Here is a 16,854-nt window from a genome sequence, read left to right as displayed (position 1 = left end):
AAAACGGCATGTTCAACCCTTCCTGTCATGGTCCGCTGGTGTTCAGTTCCCTTCGGCGTGCATGACGCACGCCTGGGCAAGGAGGTTCCAGTGACGGCCCATATTCTTGTCATCGACGATGATCCTGTCCAGCGCAGGCTGTTGAAGAACATGATCGAGCGTTCCGGCCATGTCGCCCATATGGCGGAAAATGGTCGTGCGGGTCTCGACATGCTCGATCGCAAGGGCGGTCTGATCAATGTGATCCTGCTCGACCTGATGATGCCGGAAATGAACGGCACGGCCTTTCTCGACGCGCTCGCCGAACGCGAAAACACGATCCCCGTGATCGTGCAGACCGGACAGGGCGGCATCGAGACCGTCGTCATGGCCATGCGCGCCGGCGCCTTCGATTTCGTGGTAAAGCCGGTTTCGCCCGAACGCCTCGGCGTCGCTCTCGGCAACGCGCTGAAGGTCGACCAGCGGGAAGGCCGCGGCCGCGGCGGACGCCGCAATCGCAACGAGACCGTGCAGTTCGACGATATCGTTTCGGCCAGTTCCGAAATGCTGCGCGTCATCGAGCTTGGCCGCCGCGCCGCGCAGTCCAACATCCCGGTCGTGCTGGAAGGCGAATCAGGCGTCGGCAAGGAAATGGTGGCCCGTGCCATCCAGGCCGGCAGCGACCGTGCCCACAAGCCCTTCGTCACCGTCAATTGCGGCGCCATTCCGCATAATCTCGTCGAGAGCATTCTCTTCGGCCACGAGAAGGGCGCTTTCACGGGTGCGACGGAGCGCCATACCGGAAAATTCATGGAGGCCGACGGCGGCACGCTGTTCCTCGACGAGATCGGCGACCTGCCGCTTGACGTGCAGGTGAAGCTGTTGCGCGCCGTGCAACAGGGCGAGATCGAGACGATCGGCGCCCGCTTCCCGCAGAAGGTCAATGTGCGCCTCATCTCGGCGACCAACCGCGACCTCATCAACGAAGTGCGCGAAGGCCGCTTCCGCGAGGACCTCTATTACCGCCTCAACGTCTTCCCCATCACCATTCCGGCGCTGCGTCGCCGCAAGGAGGACATCCCGGTTCTGGTGCGTGCCTTCGTACAGCGCTTTGCCGGCGAGCAGAAGCTTGCCCGCCCGCTTTCCGTCTCCGCCGGCGCCATGGCGCTTCTGACGGCCTATGACTGGCCGGGCAACATCCGCCAGCTGGAAAACGCCATCTTCCGCGCCGTCGTGCTGTCGGAAGGGGCGGAGCTCCATGCCACGGACTTCCCGCAGATCGCCGCGCAGGTTCCGGGTTACGGTCTGGCTGAGGACGGCGCGGTCACCTGGGACGCCGCAACGGCGCATATGCCCGAGCTTTCAGGCGATGCTCGCCTGCCGAGCGTCTACCCGGATTTCCGGCCGAACGAATCGGTCTCCTCCGACGTCCACGGCACGCCCGACAACGCCATTCCGAGTGTCGACAAGGGCGGTCATGTGCGCAAACTGGCCGATGTGGAAGAGGAACTCATTCGCTTTGCCTTGAAATTCTATCATGGCCAGATGAGCCAGGTTGCCCGCAAATTGGGCATCGGCCGCTCGACGCTCTACCGCAAACTCAAGGATTACGGTATCGATCCGGACAATCCGCTGAAGGAAGCTGCGTAAAAACCGTTGGAATCCCGGCCGTTTGAGATTTCGCGATTGCCGTTTATTCCCTGTTAGTGGATTGTTCACTATAACGGGTGCGCGATGACGAGTGTGGCGGATTTGCCATGCTCTCACCGCAATTGGCAGTCATCTGGGATAACGGACGTTCGTTGTCCTTCGGACGGGGAAAGAGTTGGCAAATTTGTTCGCATCGATGAAGCGCCGGGGGAGCACCCTTGGCAGCCTCTGCAAAACAGTGTTGCAAAAGCTGCCCAAGGCTTTGTCCACGGCTGTGCTCTCTGCTGCCCTCATTCTGCCGACGGCCATTCCCGCGACGGTCCAGGCCGAGAGCGGCAACCGCACGCTCAAGCTCTTTTTCATCCACACCAAGGAAAAGGCGGAGATCACCTTCAAGCGCAATGGCCGGTATGACCAGCGCGGCCTGAAGCAGCTCAACACGTTCCTGCGCGACTGGCGCCGCAACGAGCCGACGCGCATGGATCCGCGCCTGTTCGACCTCGTCTGGGAAGTCTACCAGAAGGTCGGCGCATCGGGTTACATCAACGTCGTTTCCGCCTATCGCTCGCCGGCCACGAACGGCATGCTGCGCTCGCGCTCCAAGGGCGTCGCCAAGAAGAGCCAGCACATGCTCGGCAAGGCGATGGACTTCTATATTCCGGGCGTGAAGCTCGCGACGCTGCGCGCCACCGCCATGAAATTCCAGGTCGGCGGCGTCGGTTTCTACCCGACCTCCGGTTCGCCCTTCGTGCATCTCGACGTCGGCAGCGTGCGCGCCTGGCCGCGCATGAGCCGCCAGGAGCTGGTGCGCCTCTTCCCCGACGGCAAGACCATGCATGTGCCGACCGACGGCAAGCCGCTGCCGGGCTACCAGCAGGCCGTTGCCGATTACAAGCGTCGCGTCGGTTCCGACGCCATCCAGGTTGCCGGCGGCGGTTCCACGCCGAGTGCGTCCAAGCGCAAGGGCGGCTTCCTTGCCGCACTCTTCGGCGGCGGTGGCGACGAGGATGAAGAACCCGAAATGATCGCGAGCAGCAATGTCACGATCGCCGATTCCTTCGATGAAGGCGGCGAGACGGGCGGCGCGCCTGCGAAGGCCGTTGCCGACCAGAAGCCGGTTGCGACCGAGGCCGAGACCGAGCTTGCCTTCAACGCGCCGGTTCCCGGTAGCCGTCCCGCCTTCAAGGCGGCCGAGACGACCAGCGAACTCGCCCTTGTCGCACCGACGACGAGCGGTGCCGTCGCGGCCCTCGAAGCGGCGACGACGACCGAAGAGCAGAAGCCTGAATTCGAAGACCTGGCGGCCTACAAGGTGCCTCTGCCCGTCATGCTGGGTGCTCGCACCCAGGCTGGCGATGCTCAGCTTGGTGAGGCCCAGTCCGGTGAAGCCATGACGGCGGCCGTGGCAGCCGCTGCTGCGGAAGACGGTGAGGAGCTGGCCATGGTGCCGGTGCCGGGCCTTCGCCCGCAGGTCGAGCTTGATGACCAGTCGCAGACCGCGCTGATGGCGGCGGCCGAGGCCAAGGTCGCGCTTCCATCCACCGCCGACCGCGCGGGGCTTGCCGCCCTCGCCGATCCGACGGCGGGGGACGATCAGGGCAATCCGGTCGAGCTGGCCGCGCTGACTTCCGACAATGCCGCCACGCGGTCGATGGCGGGCGTCGATGCCTTCGACGGCAAGGCTGTCGAGGAAACGCCGTCGAAGGGCGGTCGTCCGAAGAAGAAGGATGCCGATGCCGCAAGCCGCGGTGCGATCCGCACCGAGCCGAAGCTGACGCAGAAGATCATTTCCAAATGGGCGCTCGAGCAAGGCAACATGGTGACGCTCTCCAAGCCGGTCAAAGCACCGCGCTTCGTAAGCCGCACGCTGCGCGCCGCGCCGACCACCGTCTACATGGCCGGCTTCCAGCCGGAGGGCAAATCGATCGACAGCGCCCGTTTCAGCGGCAATGCGGTCAACTTCATGGAAGTCCGCAAGTTCGACTGAGCCTCTGAAGACCGAGATCAAAAAAAGCCCGCCGGAGCGATCCGGCGGGCTTTTGTGTGTGTTAGCGGAGAACGCGTCGACGACGGTTTCAGCTCAACTGCATCAGGAACGATGGTCGCCGCTCTGCCGGGACACTTTTGTCATTTCCAGCTCTGATAATCCGCAGCCGTGCAGCCGAAAGGGGCGGGGCCATCGCCGAAGCGGCTTTGCAGCTGGCTGCAGCCCCAGCGGTTGAGCGCTTCGGGCATCATGTTGTTGATGTCCATTCCCGGCGAGTTGTATTGCGAGGGCGCGCTCGTCACGTACCACAGCCAATAGCCGACAATGCCGCCGACGATGAGGACAATCAGAAGCAGGAAGAGACCGAGCCGGCGCGCGAGCGACATGCCCTTCTTTGCCGGAGCAAGCGCGATGGCGCTCTGATGGCCGGTTGATGCGGCGGCGGCGTGTAGCGGGGCGAGCGCTTCCGCCCGTTCCTGCGCGGTCAGGTCGATGCGCTCCAACCGGTCGTCGAGCAGCACGGGCAGCGCGGTCGTGCCGTGCCAGACGGCAAGGGCAACCGCATTGCTGCCGGCATCCCCGACGATGATCGGCTCTTCCCCGCTTTCGAAGCGGGTGAAGGCGACGCGTTTGGTCTTCCGCTCGCTCAGCCGGTCGGCATAGGTGACCGAAAGGCGGCCGCGCTTCTTGTCCATCCCGGTGATTTCGACGGGGATGACGGTGAGCGGCGCGGGGTGACGCAGCCGGCCGCGGACACGCAGGATGCGCAATGCGAGGAAGATCATCGCGATACCCCCGCCGCCAAGCAGAAGCGTGAAGGCCGCCAGCGTGATGATCCGGTTCCATAGCATGTCCAGCCCGAGGCTGATCGTCGCGAGTTCAGGATGATCGGCTGAGACGACGAGGCCCGTCTCATAGTCGCCGGTGTGGAAATCGACGAACATGACCTCGACCTCCTTCTCGTAACGCTGGCCGTCATGCTCGTAGGAAAGATCCACTTCGCAGGTCGTGAAGACGGCTTTGCGCGTCGTGCAATTGCCGCCAATGGTGCCGTCGATGACAAGCGGGTTCTGGCTGATCGTATAGTCGCGCAGAATGCCTGGCCCTTCCGTCATCACCATGAAGACCGCGATGGCCAACAGGATAGGCGTGGAGAAGTAGTAGGCGAAGGGAATGGAAATGACCCCGCCCTTGATGGCGAGGGGGCGGGCGGGAAGCTTGATTGTGGGAAACGTCATCGTCTGCCTGAAAATGATTTCAATGAGGGGCTGATGGAGGAGGGACGGCGCAGGCCGACCGTTCATTCGCAAAGAAATTTTGCATTGCGACATACTCGTTAAAGCGTGGCGCATATCGTTCTGACTCGGCTGCGGCTCGCGTTCTCTCAAAAACTGTCAGGCGCACCCGCTCCAAACCCGCGAAGGGCCCAGCGTCTGCCATCACTGCTCAGGGCCAGCATGCCGAGGGGGGCGACGTCGATGCGCCAGATCGACGTCAGCGGCGCGCCGACCACATGGAGGAACAGCAGCTTGACGATGATCGCATGGCTTACGGCCAGCGTGTTGCCGCCCACGGCGTGATAGCTTTCCAGCCAGTCCGCCGCCCGAGCCTGCGCCGCCGCAAAGGATTCTCCGCCGTGCGGGGCCGATTCAGGATCCGCCGACCATCGCTCGAGGTCCTCAGGCCAATGGTGTGCGATATCGGCAACCGTCCGGTTCTCCCATGCTCCATAGGCGACATCCCTGAGGGGCGAACACAGGGTCACCCTGGCGGATAAGGCGGCGGCCGTTTCGAAGGCGGCGCGTTCGGGCGCATGAAGGACCATGTCCAAAGGGCGCAGGTCGCTGGCAAGCGCCTTCAATCGCGCCTGCTCCTTGGGCAGCGGGGCATCGGCGGAAGAAAACCGGGACTGCTGGTTGGCCTGGGTGGCCGCACGGCACAGAATCGTCAGGCGTGTGGCTCGATTGGCCACCGGTTTCGGGACTTCGGCTTCAATGCTCAAGGTGTCCATGCTCCATGCCGTCAAGGGGCAGGGATGTTCTCTGCGCGCCGACGACAGTCATAGCATGTCGGCAATCCGGCGAAACTCCGAAGCCGCTGCGTATCGCTGCGAGGTTCAGATGCAGGCAAAGAAAAGGGGCGCGTCGCGCCCCTTCGTCTCACGTCCAACGGTCGTCCCGTCTTATTCGGCGTCCGGCGGCAGGTCGATCATGCCGAGGGCCTGCAGGTAGGTGTCGAGGATGGCTTCCTGTTCCATGCGCTCGTCCTTGTCCTGCTTGCGGATCTGAATGACCTTGCGCAGGATCTTCGTGTCGAAGCCGGTGCCCTTGGCTTCGCCGTAGACGTCCTTGATATCGTCGGCGATGGTTTTCTTTTCCTCTTCGAGGCGCTCGATGCGCTCGATGAATGCGCGAAGCTGGTCGCGTGCGACGCCGTGGGCATCCGACATGGTCTTCTCCTTGGGTGGTCCTGGTATGGGCTAAAATTCGAAGGCCGTGACTTGCCGCGAACTTCCGGCAAGATCAAGACCTATCGCACGGCGTTTCGGTTTTTCACGCCGTTGCGGCTCATTCTTTCGGGCGGTTGACCTTGAAGGCGGTCTTCTGCGCGTCATTCGCCTCGCGCTGGTAGCGCGCGCGCCATTCCTCATAGGGCATGCCGTAGACGATCTCGCGGGAGGCCTCCTTGTCGAGGGGAATGCCCGCCTCGTTGGCCGCATCGCGATACCAGTTGGACAGGCAGTTGCGGCAGAAGCCCGCCAGATTCATCATGTCGATGTTCTGCACATCCGTGCGCTCGCGTAGGTGCTTGACGAGGCGCCGGAAGGCGGCGGCTTCGAATTCGGTCTGCTGCTCTTTGCTGAGGTCTGTCATCAATAGGGTCCGGTGCGGGAGGGATGTATCTCGTATGTGTGCAGCGCCGGTTCGGCATTCAACCGCGAAAAGATCGGTGCAAGACGATCGACCCAGCGGGCAATGCCGGCCGCATCGCCGATCTCGTCCTGGCGGATTTCGATGAGCGCATGTGCGATGCCCGGTTTCATGCAATGGCGGAACATCGTGTCGCCGCGCAGCGCCCCGTCATAGGGTTCGTTGTCGCCCACCACGACATCGCCGAGGTTTTCGAGTTCGGCGAGCAGCGGGCCGACGGCGCGGCGGTCGCTGTCCCAGAGCACGGTCACCTGCCAGGGGCGGGGCGTGCCCTTCCAGGCCGGGGTGAAGGAATGCATGGACATGACGAGCGGCGCCCTGCCCGTGCGCCGGGCCACCGCATCGATGGTGCGGGACACGGCATCGTGATAGGGGCGGTGATAGGTTTCCAGCCGATATTGCCATTCTTCCGGCGTGATCGGGTGGTTGCCTGGAATGATCGCGCCGTCGGAAATGCGCATGACGAGCGTCGGGTCGTCTTCGCCGCGGTTGGGGTCGATCAGGAGGCGGGAGAAACGGCTCATCACGACCGGCGCGTTCAGCCGGGCGTTCAGGCCACGCACCACGCCTTCGACGCCGATGTCGTAGGCGATGTGCCGTTCGAAAGCGCTCTCCGGCAGGCCGAGGCGGCCATAACGTTCGGGCAGGAGATTGGTGGCATGGTCCGCCAGGATGACGAGCCCGAGGCCGAGGTCGCCGTCAATGATCTCGAAGGAAGGATGATCCTGCATGCCGTTAGCCGAAATTGTACCGTTGATGCCGACTGATCGCATGGGGCGATCCGGCCCGCAAGCCGCGGGGCCTGCGCTTGCAGGAAAGATTCCTTCTCCTTTCGTGAAATTGTAATCGATTAGTGTTGCGTTGACATTCATGCCCCGCCGTCGCAAGAAAGCGCATATTCAAATCAACGGAGTTCCATTGGAAACCGTGCGAGCCAAGAGCCACAGCCCCTTCGTCCCGAAAGCCACGCGCCTTCTCCAGGCCGGCCTTTTCACTTTTGCGGGCTTCCTCGCCCTTTCCCTGCCCAATGAGGCGAAAGCCGAGTTCCGTGTCTGTAACGGCACGCAGAACCTCGTCGGCGTCGCCATCGGTTATCGCGCCAAGGAAGGCTGGATGACCGAGGGCTGGTGGCAGGTGCCGGCCACGACCTGCGCCACGCTGATCGAGGGCGAGTTGCAGTCGCGCTACTACTATCTCTATGCCGAAGATGCCGCCCGCGGCGGCCGCTGGACCGGCGACGTCAACATGTGCGTCGCCGAGAACGAGTTCAAGATCACCGGCGTGCAGGACTGCTTTGCCCGCGGTTTCCAGCGCATGGGCTTCAAGGAATATGACACGGGCCGACAGGGGAGCTGGATGGTGCAGCTTTCCGATACGCCAGGCACCCAGGAAAGCCAGAACTGATGAGACGGAACAGAAGAGCCAAAATCCTCGCCACGCTCGGGCCCGCATCCTCCGACGAGCAGATGATCCAGAAGCTGCATGAGGCGGGAGCAGACCTGTTCCGCATCAATATGAGCCATGCCAGCCATGACGTGATGCGCACGCTGATCAGCCGCATCCGGGCCGTCGAGGCCCGCTGCGGCCGTCCCATCGGCATCCTCGCCGACCTTCAGGGGCCGAAGCTGCGCGTCGGCAAGTTCGCCAACGGTTCGGAAGAGCTGAAGCCCGGCCAGACCTTCACGCTCGACAGCAAGGACGAGCCCGGCGACAACAGTCGCGTCTTCCTGCCCCATCCGGAAATTCTCGAAGCGGTGAAGGCGGGCGACCGCCTACTGATCGACGACGGCAAGCTGCACCTGCGCGCCGAGAAGTCCGACGGCAAGTCGATCGTCTGTACGGTCGTTTCCGGCACCAAGATTTCCGACCGCAAGGGTGTAAGCCTGCCCGACACGCTGCTTCCCGTCGGCGCGCTGACCGAAAAGGACCGCGTCGACCTCGATGCGGTGCTGGCGACCGGTAGCGTCGACTGGGTGGCGCTGTCCTTCATCCAGCGCCCGGAAGACCTGGCCGAAGTGCGCAAGATTTCGCGCGGCCGCGTCGGCCTGATGTCGAAGATCGAAAAGCCGCAGGCCATCGAGCGTATCGACGAGATCATCGACCTCTCGGACGCCCTGATGGTCGCCCGTGGCGACCTCGGCGTGGAAATGCCGCTGGAAGCCGTTCCGGGCCTGCAGAAGCAGCTCATCCGCGCCTGCCGCCGCGCCGGCAAGCCGGTTGTCGTCGCGACCCAGATGCTCGAATCGATGATTTCTGCGCCCGTCCCGACCCGCGCCGAAGTCTCCGACGTCGCGACCGCCGTCTTCGAGGGCGCCGACGCCGTCATGCTGTCGGCCGAATCCGCCTCGGGTGCCTATCCGGTCGAATCCGTCTCCACCATGGCGTCCATCGCGAGCAAGGTCGAGCGCGACCCGCACTATCCGGGCATCATCTACGCCCAGCGCACGCCGCCGGAAGCAACCGGCGCCGACGCCATCTCGCTTGCCGCCCACCAGATCGCCGAGACGCTGAAGCTCGCGGCCATCGTCTGTTACACCTCGTCGGGCACGACGGGCCTGCGCGCCGCCCGCGAGCGGCCGGAAGTGCCGATCCTGGCGCTCTCGCCGGTCATCGAGACGGCGCGCCGCCTCTCGGTCGTCTGGGGCCTGCACTGCGTCGTCACCGGCGATGCGGAAGACCTCGACGATATGGTGAACCGCGCCTGCCGCATCGTCGTGACGGAAGAATTCGGCAAGCCGGGCGACCGCATCATCATCTCGGCCGGCGTGCCGTTGCGCACGCCCGGCGGCACCAACATGCTGCGCATCGCCTATATCGGCGCAGACGGCGTCAGCGGCGTCTGAAACCGCGCTACTTTTCGTGATCCTTCGCAAGGCGGGCTTCGGCCCGCCTTGCTGATTCCTGGAGGTCGCGTTTCGCGCCCGCGATCTTCTCGATCGCCTCGACGGCAAGGTCCGTCACCACGTAATCCGGCTTGTGGCCGAGATTGTGAATCCAGACCAGTTCCGATCCCGCGATGTCGCGCGCCAGTCCGCGGGAATGGATTTCCTCATAGACCACGCCGTCCGTATCGCCGGTGACGATCACCGTCGGCGTGTGGATCTCGTGGTAGCGCGGTTGCACGCGGCGAACATAGTCCAGGAGATTGGCGACGTCGGTGGCATTGTTGCGGAAGGCGGCGGGGCGCAGCACCAGGACGGGCACGGTCGCTTCGATATAGTCGTCCGGGCGCGGGTTTGGGGCAAAGACGAAGCGCGTGCCGCTGTCGATGCGCGACAGGCCGACCGGCAGGGCGACGATGCGCGCGAACAGCCAGCCGATATACGGTGCCCTGGCGAGATCGTAGTACCAGTCAACGCCTCCCGGCCACGGATGGGTGGCGGGAGCGAGGAACAGCAGGCCGGCGGTCTTCTCCGGGTGCTCCAGCGCAAAGCTTGCGGCAATCGCGCCGCCGAAGGAATGGGCGACGATGATCGCCTTGTCGATACCGCGCTTTTCCATCAGGCGGGCAATGGCGTTGGCCTGTCCGTCCGGCCAGGCGTTTTCCGGCCCGCCGCGTTCGGAATAGCCGTGGCCCGGCCTGTCGACAAAGAGCAGGGTCGCGCGGCCTTCGAGCCGCGTGCGGAAGGCGTGCATCTGGTCACGCAGGTTGCCGCTTGCGCCGTGGATGAAGACGAGCGGCGGCAGGTCCGCCTTGTCGCCCGCCGGCACCAGCACGCTGTTCATGCGAAAGCCGCCGACGTCGATCAGCTCGCCGACATTGGGATACTGCTGCTCGATCGCGCTGGCCTTCCAGGCCGTGAAGGCGTAGCCGGCGAGCGCGATGGCAAAGGGGACGGCGAGAAGGGCTATCAGCATGGGGCGGAGCGGGGAGGGCAAGAAGGGTCCGGTCGGTGATGGAGATAGCTGATCTACGCAAGTGACGCCATGCCGGTTCACCCGAACGAGAATCAGGTGCGCTGGCCGGTCAGCTTTTCCGCGAGGTCGCCCATTTCCTTCTGCGCCTGCCGTTCGGTCGGGTAGATATCGAGGAAGCGTTCCCAGGCCTTCATGGCCAGCTCGTCCCGGCCGCTCTGGGAGAGAATCGAGGCCATGCCGGCGAGCGCGCCGAAGTGGCGGGGTTCGATCTTCAGCACCTGGTTGATGTCGGACATCGATTTGCGATAGTTGCCCATCTTGAAATGCAGCGTCGCGCGGCGGTTCCAACCTTCGACATAGTCGGGTCGCAGGCGGATAGCCTCATCGAGGAAATCGAGTGCCGCCGCATTCTTGTCGTCGGTCATGGCCTTGTCGGCCCACTGGATCAGGAGGTTGATGGTGGCGCTGCCGGAATCCTGCCATTCGCGGCGAATCTGGTTGGCGATGCCGGTCGCCGCATCCGGGTCGGCCTCGCGCTTCAAGTCAACGAACAGCTTGTCCAGCCGCTGCGCTTGCGTGGTGAAGGCACCGGACGTCTTGTCGAGCGAAGCCTTGTCTGCGGCCTGAGCGAAGGCAGCGGAGGGCGCGGCCACGGCGAGAGCAAGGGGAAGGCAAAGAGCGGAAAGCATGAAAAAGCGCATGGCGGTTATGGTAAACCGCCATGCGCCCAACTTCAATTGTATTTCTCGATCAACACTGTCCCTGACGGGACAGGCAACCGCGACGCCGTATCAGCCCTGACGAGCCTTGAAGCGCGGGTTCTGCTTGTTGATGATGTAGATGCGGCCCTTGCGGCGAACGAGGCGGTTTTCGCGGTGGCGAGCCTTGAGCGACTTGAGCGAATTCTTGATCTTCATGTTTTCGATCCGCGTATTGCAGGGCGACACGAGTTCGCCGGATTTCTTCAATCAAAAACGCGCCGTTTCGGGCGCGCTTTCACGTTGGGCAGGCATGTAACCCGTGACATTTGCGCTGTCAACCACGGTCGACGGGTTTTCCGCCCTCAAGGCCGGTTTTCCAGCCCGTCTCGGTCGAAAAGCTGGGTAATATGCCCCATTTTGCGGCCCGGGCGGGCTTCCGTCTTGCCGTAGAGGTGGACGAGCACGCCAGGCTTGGCAAGCCAGGCCGGCACATCGTCGATATCGTCGCCGATCAGATTCTGCATCACGCAGTCCGAATGGCGGCGCGGATCGCCGAGCGTGTGGCCGGCTACAGCACGGATATGCTGCTCGAACTGCGAGACGACGCAGGCCGCCTCCGTCCAGTGGCCGGAATTGTGCACGCGCGGCGCAATCTCGTTGGCGACGAGACCGCCATCCGGCAGCACGAAGAATTCCACGCCGATGACGCCGACATAGCCGAGGCTGTCGAGGATGGCGCGGGCCGCCTTGCGGGCCTGGTCGGCCGTCGCCTCACTGACGCCGGCCGGCAGCGTCGAGGTGTGCAGGATGCCGTTGAGGTGGACGTTCTCGGCCGGATCGTAGCAGGCAATGGTGCCGTCGCTGTCGCGCGCGGCGATGATCGAGACTTCGCGCTCGAAGGGCACGAGGCTTTCGAGGATCAGCGGCACGCCGCCCAGCGCCTCGAAGGCGCCCTCGCGGCTTTCGGCCGGCGAGCGGAAGAGCCGCTGTCCCTTGCCGTCATAGCCCAGCCGGCGGGTCTTCAGCACGCCGACGCCGCCGAAGCGTTCGAGCGCCGCTTCGAGATCGGCCTGGCTGTCGACCGCCGCGAAATCGGCGGTAAGGATGCCGCAGTCGCGAATAAAACTCTTTTCGACGAGACGGTCCTGCGAGACTTCCAGCGCGCGCGGCGGCGGATAGACCGGCACGGCCTTTGCCAGCGCGGCTGCGGCCGCGACGGGCACGTTTTCGAATTCGTAGGTCACGACGTCGCAGATGCGGGCAAGCTCGGCGAGCGCCTCGGCGTCGTCATAGGCGGCGACGATCTGGGCGTTGGCGACCTGGGCTGCCGGACAATCGGCCTGTGGCTCGAGGATGACGGTGCGCAGGTTGAGACGCGCGGCCGCCATGGCCAGCATGCGGCCGAGCTGGCCGCCGCCGATGATGCCGATCGTGCGGGCGCTCATAGCGGGCCGTCCACGGGATATTCGGCAATCGCGTTGGACTGGTTGTCGCGCCATTCATCGAGGCGATGGGCAAGCTCGGGATCGTTGAGCGCCAGCACGGCGACGGCGAGCAGCGCGGCATTGACCGCGCCGGCCCGGCCGATAGCCAGCGTGCCGACGGGGATGCCGGCCGGCATCTGGACGATGGAGAGAAGGCTGTCCTGGCCGGAAAGGGCTTTCGACTGGACCGGCACGCCGAAGACCGGCAACGGCGTCATGGCCGCGGCCATACCCGGCAGATGGGCCGCCCCGCCGGCACCGGCGATGATGATCTTGAAGCCTTCCGCCTTGGCGCCGCGCGCGAAGCTGTAGAGCCTGTCGGGCGTGCGGTGCGCCGAAATGATGCGGGCCTCGTAGTCGACGCCGAGCGCATCGAGCGTATCGGCGGCGTTCTTCATCGTCTCCCAGTCGGACTGGCTTCCCATGATGATGGCGACGGGGGGCGTTTCGGTGGTGTCCAAGGCGTCTCGTCCGGTTCAGGCGATGATATCGGGAATGATCTGATCTTCCAGCTTGGAAAGCTTGTCCTTCAAGATCAGCTTCTTCTTTTTCATGCGCTGGATTTTGAGGGCTTCGCAGCCGACCTGGATCATGGCGTTGATCGCGGCATCGTAGTCTTCGTGCTCTTGGCGAAGCCGTGCGGCGGCAAGCCGCAATTCAGCCTGTTCCTGATCTGCCATGCTCTATTCCCCGTCGTCGGAAGCAGCGGTTCGCCCGCCTGTCCCAGTCTGTATAAGCCTGCTCCTATCACGAAAGCCCCGGTAACGGGAAGTTATCCCTTGCCACGTTTTCGCCTTCGACAAATGAAAAATGACATGGCACACTGACTTTGTTGCAACCTGGATCATCCGGCACGCAAGTGACCGGGTGCAAGCAAAAGGAAGGAACTGTCACATGACGATTGAGGCCCACCTGGCTACGCTGGAAAAGAAGCATTTCGCTCTTGAAGAAGAGCTGCACGCTGCAATCAAGCAGCCCTCCTCGGGCGATGATGCGATTGCAGACATCAAGCGTCGCAAGCTGCGCATCAAGGATGAGATCGAGCGCATTCGCTCCTCAGCTCACTGAAACGACAGGGATTTTTCCAAAGGGATTATAGGGAGGCAAGTCGCGGGACAGATGGTCCGTATGGGAGGACCGGGGTAGGAGCCCATTTCGCGAAACCGCTTCCGAAAACGAAATCATGGACGTCGTGACGCCCCGGCAGGTCGGAAGATCTGCCGGGGCGTTCTGTTTCGGATGGGACGGTGGATTACGACCAGAACTGGTCGAGCCAGAGATTGAGCCTGTCGAAGCCCCTGGCGTTGATGGCGTAGATGCGCTTCGTTCCCTCGGCCTTCACGCTGACCAGGTTGGAATCGAGCAGCGCCTTCAGGTGTTGGGATACCGCCGGGCGGCTGATTGGCAGGCCTTCGGAGAGTTCGTTGACGGTGCGCGGCGCACGCCGCAGTTCCTCCAGCAGGAACCTGCGGTTGGGATCGGCAATCGCAGCAAAGGGGTCCGGGTGCGCCATGGCCGAACGCTATGGCAAAGCAGCATGTGCGGCAAGTATTTTGTGCGGTGCGAAGCAACCCGTCAGAGAAAGGCCAATACGCCGTCATAGACGAGCTTCAGGCCGGCGATCAGCGCCATGGAATACATGAAGGGATAGAAGACGTCCGGCTTCATGCGCTTGACCATAAATCCTCCGAAGGCGGTCGCGACGATGGCGAGCGGCACGAGCGTCGCCGAGATGGTGAGGTTCGTCGTGTCGAGCTGGCCGAGCGCGAAATAGGGGCCGAGCTTGATGAAATTGAGAATGGCGAAGAAGCGGACGGCCGCTCCGGTGTAATCGCGCGGCGGCAGCTTCAGCGGCAGGCCGTAGACCTGAAACGGTGCGCCGCCGGCATGGGCCACGAAGCTGCCATAGCCGGAAAGCGTGCCAAAGAAGGCGGCGGGAATGAGACGATGCGGTTTCGGTTCGACGACATAGCCATGCCGGGCGCGCCAGCCGTTGTAGAAGTAGCGCAACACGAAGAGCACGGTGATCAGGCCGATGATGAGGCGAAGCGCATCCCGCGGCACATAGGCCGAGGTCGCCCAGCCGATGGCGATACCGATGAGCGCACCGGGTAGCAGCATCTTCAGGAGCGTGCTGTTGTTGTGTTCGCGCCAGATCCAGAGCGACACGCAGTCCATCACCACCAGGATCGGCAGGAGGATGGCGGCGGCCTGTACCGGAGGCACGGCCATGGCGAGCAGCGGCACGCCCATCAGAGCCAGCGCCTCGCCCATGCCGCCCTTCGTCAGGCCGACCAGCAGCACGGCGGGGATGGCGGCATAATAAATCGAGGGGTCGATGGACATGGAAGGCGATTGATCCTGTTCGTCCTTCCGTCTATCCGTTTTGATCTGTTATGACGAGACCAGAGTGCCGCAATTCAAGGAAAGTGCCCATCCATGTCCGAAGCCGATAACCGCTGCCGTCTCGTCCTCATCCTTCCCGAAGGCGAGGACCTGTCCGCGCGAACCGTCATGCTCGAGGGCGCGCTGAAGGGCGGCGATGTCGCCTCGGTGATCATTCCGCAATACGGGCTTGATGACGGCGTGTTCCAGAAACATGCGGAAGCGCTCGTCCAGATCGTCCAGGATGCCGGCGCTGCCGCGCTTGTCGCCGGCGATACGCGCGTGGCCGGACGGACGAAGGCCGACGGCATCCATGTGACCGGCGGGCTGCAGGAGTTTGCCGAGGCGGTGGAAAAGTTCACGCCGAAGCTCATCGTCGGCGGCGGCAATGCCACGGATCGCCACAAGGCGCTGGAGATCGGCGATATCCAGCCGGACTATATCTTCTTCGGCAAGATTGGCGGCGACATCAAGCCGGAGGCGCATCCGAAGAACCTGGCGCTTGCCGAATGGTGGGCCTCGATGGTGGAAATTCCCTGCATCGTGCTCGGCGGCTCAGATCCGGATTCGGCTCTCGCCGTTGCCGAGACCGGCGCGGAGTTCGTTGCGCTCGACAAGGCGGTCTTTGCCGACCCCGCGCAGGCGCCGCAGGTGATTGCTGCGGTCAACGCTCTTCTTGACGAAAAAGCGCCACGGTTTGAGCAATAGTAGGCGCTCATGATCAGGGCCCTTCTTTCACAAGCTTGCCGTATCGCGCCGGTGGCATTTTTCGCCACGGGCGTTTTCGTTGCCGTGCCGTCCCTTGCGGAGACGGCCAAGAAGGGGCCGTCCGTCACCGCCGACGAGGCGAAGACGGGAGAAAAGGAGCCGGCCGTCGACGTGAAGCCGGACGCGCTCGATGACCAGCCCGACGAGGCCAAGAAGGACGAGAAGAAGCCGGCTGACGGTCCGTCGTCAGGCCTTTCGGTGCTCGACCGCATGGGGGCCGACCTGCCGGCGCTGCCGGCCGAAAAGCCGTTTGCCGGCAAGGTGGACGATGCCTACGGCGCTTTCCAGCGCGGCCGCTATCTGACGGCGATGGAGCTTGCCCTTCCGCGCGCGCAGCTCGGCGATCCCGCCGCGCAGACCCTGGTCGCCGAAATCCTCGACCGGGGCCTAGGCGTGAAGCGCGATCGCAAGCAGGCGCTGTTCTGGTACGAACAGGCGGCCAATGGCGGCGATCCAACCGGCATGTTCAAATATGCGATCCTTCTCATGGAGCGCTCGGCGTCTCAGGAAGACCGCAAGAAGGCCGACGCGCTGATGAAGAAATCGGCCGATCTGGGCAACGCCTCCGCGCAGTTCAACTATGCGCAGGTGCTGGTGGCCGACAGTCCCGGCGACAAGGGGCTGCGCGACGCACTGCCCTATTACGAGAAGTCGGCCGAGCAGGGCATCGCGGATGCGCAATATGCCGTGGCGCAGATCTATGTGAACCTAAAGGACCTGCCGGAAGAGAAGACCAAGCGCGCCCGCGAATGGCTGGTGCGGGCGGCCCGCGCGGGCTTCGACACGGCCCAGCTCGATCTCGGCATCTGGCTGGTGAACGGCACGGCGGGCGAGCGGGATTACGAAACCGGTTTCAAATGGCTGAAGCGCGCGGCCGATGGCGGCAATGTCGTGGCCCAGAGCAAGCTCGCGCAGCTTTACATCCACGCCATCGGCACGCGCCCCGATCCGATCGAGGCAGGCAAGTGGTTCGTGCTGGCGCGGCGTGCCGGGCTGAACGATCCCTCGCTCGAGGACTTCTATCTCGGCCTGACGGACGAGCAGCAGAAGGCGGCGATCACCGCGGCCAACAAGTACCGCTCGGGCTCGTAAGGCGCGCCGCATTTACCCTG

At 63.7% G+C, this 16,854-nt stretch carries 20 protein-coding genes; 7 read left to right on the top strand and 13 right to left on the bottom strand.

The features are described from left to right. Positions 1-90: 90 nt before the first annotated feature. Together ACOZKU_RS01720 and ACOZKU_RS01715 are read left to right on the top strand one after the other, a co-directional pair. Complete coding sequence (locus ACOZKU_RS01720; protein ID WP_421577393.1) at positions 91-1,629, top strand: sigma-54-dependent transcriptional regulator; 1,539 nt, start codon at positions 91-93, stop codon at positions 1,627-1,629. 175 nt (positions 1,630-1,804) lie between these two features. Beyond that, the gene (locus tag ACOZKU_RS01715; RefSeq protein WP_421577392.1) at positions 1,805-3,616 is read left to right on the top strand and encodes a DUF882 domain-containing protein; all 1,812 of its coding nucleotides are present in this window, start codon (positions 1,805-1,807) and stop codon (positions 3,614-3,616) included. Between the two features lie 140 nt (positions 3,617-3,756). Here ACOZKU_RS01715 and ACOZKU_RS01710 read toward each other — a convergent pair whose 3' ends face one another. The 5 genes from ACOZKU_RS01710 to ACOZKU_RS01690 all read right to left on the bottom strand — a co-directional run bounded on the left by ACOZKU_RS01710 (position 3,757) and on the right by ACOZKU_RS01690 (position 7,277). After that, the gene (locus ACOZKU_RS01710; RefSeq protein ID WP_421577391.1) at positions 3,757-4,854 is read right to left on the bottom strand and encodes a hypothetical protein; all 1,098 of its coding nucleotides are present in this window, start codon (positions 4,852-4,854) and stop codon (positions 3,757-3,759) included. 146 nt (positions 4,855-5,000) lie between these two features. Continuing rightward, positions 5,001-5,627, bottom strand: a complete 627-nt coding sequence (locus ACOZKU_RS01705; protein WP_421577390.1) for a histidine phosphatase family protein — start codon at positions 5,625-5,627, stop codon at positions 5,001-5,003. Between the two features lie 171 nt (positions 5,628-5,798). Beyond that, complete coding sequence (locus tag ACOZKU_RS01700) at positions 5,799-6,065, bottom strand: DUF2312 domain-containing protein (RefSeq protein WP_117370542.1); 267 nt, start codon at positions 6,063-6,065, stop codon at positions 5,799-5,801. 118 nt (positions 6,066-6,183) lie between these two features. Next, positions 6,184-6,489 (bottom strand): DUF1244 domain-containing protein, encoded by a 306-nt coding sequence (locus ACOZKU_RS01695; protein ID WP_421577389.1) that lies wholly within the window; start codon positions 6,487-6,489, stop codon positions 6,184-6,186. Continuing rightward, a complete protein-coding gene (locus ACOZKU_RS01690; RefSeq protein WP_421577388.1) occupies positions 6,489-7,277 on the bottom strand; it encodes an N-formylglutamate amidohydrolase in 789 nt (262 codons plus the stop codon). Before ACOZKU_RS01690 ends, ACOZKU_RS01695 begins: the two co-directional genes overlap by 1 nt. Positions 7,278-7,566: 289 nt before the next feature. Between ACOZKU_RS01690 and ACOZKU_RS01685 the strand changes: the two genes are divergently transcribed. After that, positions 7,567-7,950 carry a DUF1036 domain-containing protein gene (locus ACOZKU_RS01685; protein ID WP_421577411.1) on the top strand — a complete coding sequence of 128 codons (384 nt, stop codon included), beginning with the start codon at positions 7,567-7,569 and terminating at the stop codon, positions 7,948-7,950. Further along, positions 7,950-9,389, top strand: a complete 1,440-nt coding sequence (gene pyk, locus ACOZKU_RS01680; protein WP_314086335.1) for a pyruvate kinase — start codon at positions 7,950-7,952, stop codon at positions 9,387-9,389. The genes ACOZKU_RS01685 and pyk overlap by 1 nt, the downstream gene beginning before the upstream one ends. A gap of 7 nt (positions 9,390-9,396) precedes the next feature. Here pyk and ACOZKU_RS01675 read toward each other — a convergent pair whose 3' ends face one another. From ACOZKU_RS01675 to ACOZKU_RS01650, 6 genes are all read right to left on the bottom strand, one after another. After that, positions 9,397-10,404, bottom strand: coding sequence for an alpha/beta fold hydrolase (locus ACOZKU_RS01675; RefSeq protein WP_421577410.1), 1,008 nt, complete (start codon positions 10,402-10,404; stop codon positions 9,397-9,399). A 92-nt stretch (positions 10,405-10,496) separates the two neighbouring features. Next, positions 10,497-11,114, bottom strand: a complete 618-nt coding sequence (locus ACOZKU_RS01670; RefSeq protein WP_421577409.1) for a tetratricopeptide repeat protein — start codon at positions 11,112-11,114, stop codon at positions 10,497-10,499. An 81-nt stretch (positions 11,115-11,195) separates the two neighbouring features. After that, on the bottom strand, positions 11,196-11,321 hold the full coding sequence (gene ykgO / locus ACOZKU_RS01665) for a type B 50S ribosomal protein L36 (protein ID WP_024271182.1): 126 nt from the start codon (positions 11,319-11,321) through the stop codon (positions 11,196-11,198). 146 nt (positions 11,322-11,467) lie between these two features. Then, the gene (locus ACOZKU_RS01660; RefSeq protein ID WP_421577387.1) at positions 11,468-12,550 is read right to left on the bottom strand and encodes a 5-(carboxyamino)imidazole ribonucleotide synthase; all 1,083 of its coding nucleotides are present in this window, start codon (positions 12,548-12,550) and stop codon (positions 11,468-11,470) included. Beyond that, positions 12,547-13,014 carry a 5-(carboxyamino)imidazole ribonucleotide mutase gene (purE, locus tag ACOZKU_RS01655; protein WP_314087094.1) on the bottom strand — a complete coding sequence of 156 codons (468 nt, stop codon included), beginning with the start codon at positions 13,012-13,014 and terminating at the stop codon, positions 12,547-12,549. Before purE ends, ACOZKU_RS01660 begins: the two co-directional genes overlap by 4 nt. Before the next feature lie 51 nt (positions 13,015-13,065). Continuing rightward, a complete protein-coding gene (locus tag ACOZKU_RS01650) occupies positions 13,066-13,269 on the bottom strand; it encodes a YdcH family protein (protein WP_117370536.1) in 204 nt (67 codons plus the stop codon). 214 nt (positions 13,270-13,483) lie between these two features. On the opposite strand from ACOZKU_RS01650, the gene ACOZKU_RS01645 reads away from it, so the two are divergent. Then, complete coding sequence (locus ACOZKU_RS01645) at positions 13,484-13,657, top strand: YdcH family protein (RefSeq protein ID WP_117370535.1); 174 nt, start codon at positions 13,484-13,486, stop codon at positions 13,655-13,657. A gap of 184 nt (positions 13,658-13,841) precedes the next feature. Here ACOZKU_RS01645 and ACOZKU_RS01640 read toward each other — a convergent pair whose 3' ends face one another. Both ACOZKU_RS01640 and ACOZKU_RS01635 read right to left on the bottom strand, forming a co-directional pair. Next, positions 13,842-14,102: a metalloregulator ArsR/SmtB family transcription factor gene (locus tag ACOZKU_RS01640; protein WP_314086321.1), complete on the bottom strand. Its 261-nt coding sequence runs from the start codon at positions 14,100-14,102 to the stop codon at positions 13,842-13,844. A gap of 62 nt (positions 14,103-14,164) precedes the next feature. Continuing rightward, positions 14,165-14,935, bottom strand: coding sequence for a sulfite exporter TauE/SafE family protein (locus tag ACOZKU_RS01635; RefSeq protein WP_421577386.1), 771 nt, complete (start codon positions 14,933-14,935; stop codon positions 14,165-14,167). Positions 14,936-15,028: 93 nt separating this feature from the next. Here ACOZKU_RS01635 and ACOZKU_RS01630 point away from each other — a divergent pair, with 93 nt between their 5' ends. Then, positions 15,029-15,682 (top strand): thiamine phosphate synthase, encoded by a 654-nt coding sequence (locus tag ACOZKU_RS01630; protein WP_421577385.1) that lies wholly within the window; start codon positions 15,029-15,031, stop codon positions 15,680-15,682. Positions 15,683-15,691: 9 nt separating this feature from the next. Next, positions 15,692-16,834: a tetratricopeptide repeat protein gene (locus ACOZKU_RS01625; protein WP_421577384.1), complete on the top strand. Its 1,143-nt coding sequence runs from the start codon at positions 15,692-15,694 to the stop codon at positions 16,832-16,834. Positions 16,835-16,854 lie beyond the last annotated feature (20 nt).

This window comes from Shinella sp. M31 (assembly GCF_049199205.1).
Lineage (GTDB): Bacteria > Pseudomonadota > Alphaproteobacteria > Rhizobiales > Rhizobiaceae > Shinella.
Note: the sequence above shows the minus strand (reverse complement) of the source record. Positions and strands in the feature narration are given on the sequence as shown.

Coding starts and splice junctions, on each gene's coding strand:
- ACOZKU_RS01625 (WP_421577384.1), top strand. CDS start 15,692: ATGATCAGGGCCCTTCTTTCACAAGCTTGCCGTATCGCGCCGGTGGCA.
- ACOZKU_RS01630 (WP_421577385.1), top strand. CDS start 15,029: ATGTCCGAAGCCGATAACCGCTGCCGTCTCGTCCTCATCCTTCCCGAA.
- ACOZKU_RS01705 (WP_421577390.1), bottom strand. CDS start 5,627: ATGGACACCTTGAGCATTGAAGCCGAAGTCCCGAAACCGGTGGCCAAT.
- ACOZKU_RS01700 (WP_117370542.1), bottom strand. CDS start 6,065: ATGTCGGATGCCCACGGCGTCGCACGCGACCAGCTTCGCGCATTCATC.
- purE (WP_314087094.1), bottom strand. CDS start 13,014: ATGGGAAGCCAGTCCGACTGGGAGACGATGAAGAACGCCGCCGATACG.
- ACOZKU_RS01640 (WP_314086321.1), bottom strand. CDS start 14,102: ATGGCGCACCCGGACCCCTTTGCTGCGATTGCCGATCCCAACCGCAGG.
- ACOZKU_RS01650 (WP_117370536.1), bottom strand. CDS start 13,269: ATGGCAGATCAGGAACAGGCTGAATTGCGGCTTGCCGCCGCACGGCTT.
- ACOZKU_RS01675 (WP_421577410.1), bottom strand. CDS start 10,404: ATGCTGATAGCCCTTCTCGCCGTCCCCTTTGCCATCGCGCTCGCCGGC.
- pyk (WP_314086335.1), top strand. CDS start 7,950: ATGAGACGGAACAGAAGAGCCAAAATCCTCGCCACGCTCGGGCCCGCA.
- ACOZKU_RS01710 (WP_421577391.1), bottom strand. CDS start 4,854: ATGACGTTTCCCACAATCAAGCTTCCCGCCCGCCCCCTCGCCATCAAG.
- ACOZKU_RS01690 (WP_421577388.1), bottom strand. CDS start 7,277: ATGCAGGATCATCCTTCCTTCGAGATCATTGACGGCGACCTCGGCCTC.
- ykgO (WP_024271182.1), bottom strand. CDS start 11,321: ATGAAGATCAAGAATTCGCTCAAGTCGCTCAAGGCTCGCCACCGCGAA.
- ACOZKU_RS01645 (WP_117370535.1), top strand. CDS start 13,484: ATGACGATTGAGGCCCACCTGGCTACGCTGGAAAAGAAGCATTTCGCT.
- ACOZKU_RS01695 (WP_421577389.1), bottom strand. CDS start 6,489: ATGACAGACCTCAGCAAAGAGCAGCAGACCGAATTCGAAGCCGCCGCC.
- ACOZKU_RS01660 (WP_421577387.1), bottom strand. CDS start 12,550: ATGAGCGCCCGCACGATCGGCATCATCGGCGGCGGCCAGCTCGGCCGC.
- ACOZKU_RS01635 (WP_421577386.1), bottom strand. CDS start 14,935: ATGTCCATCGACCCCTCGATTTATTATGCCGCCATCCCCGCCGTGCTG.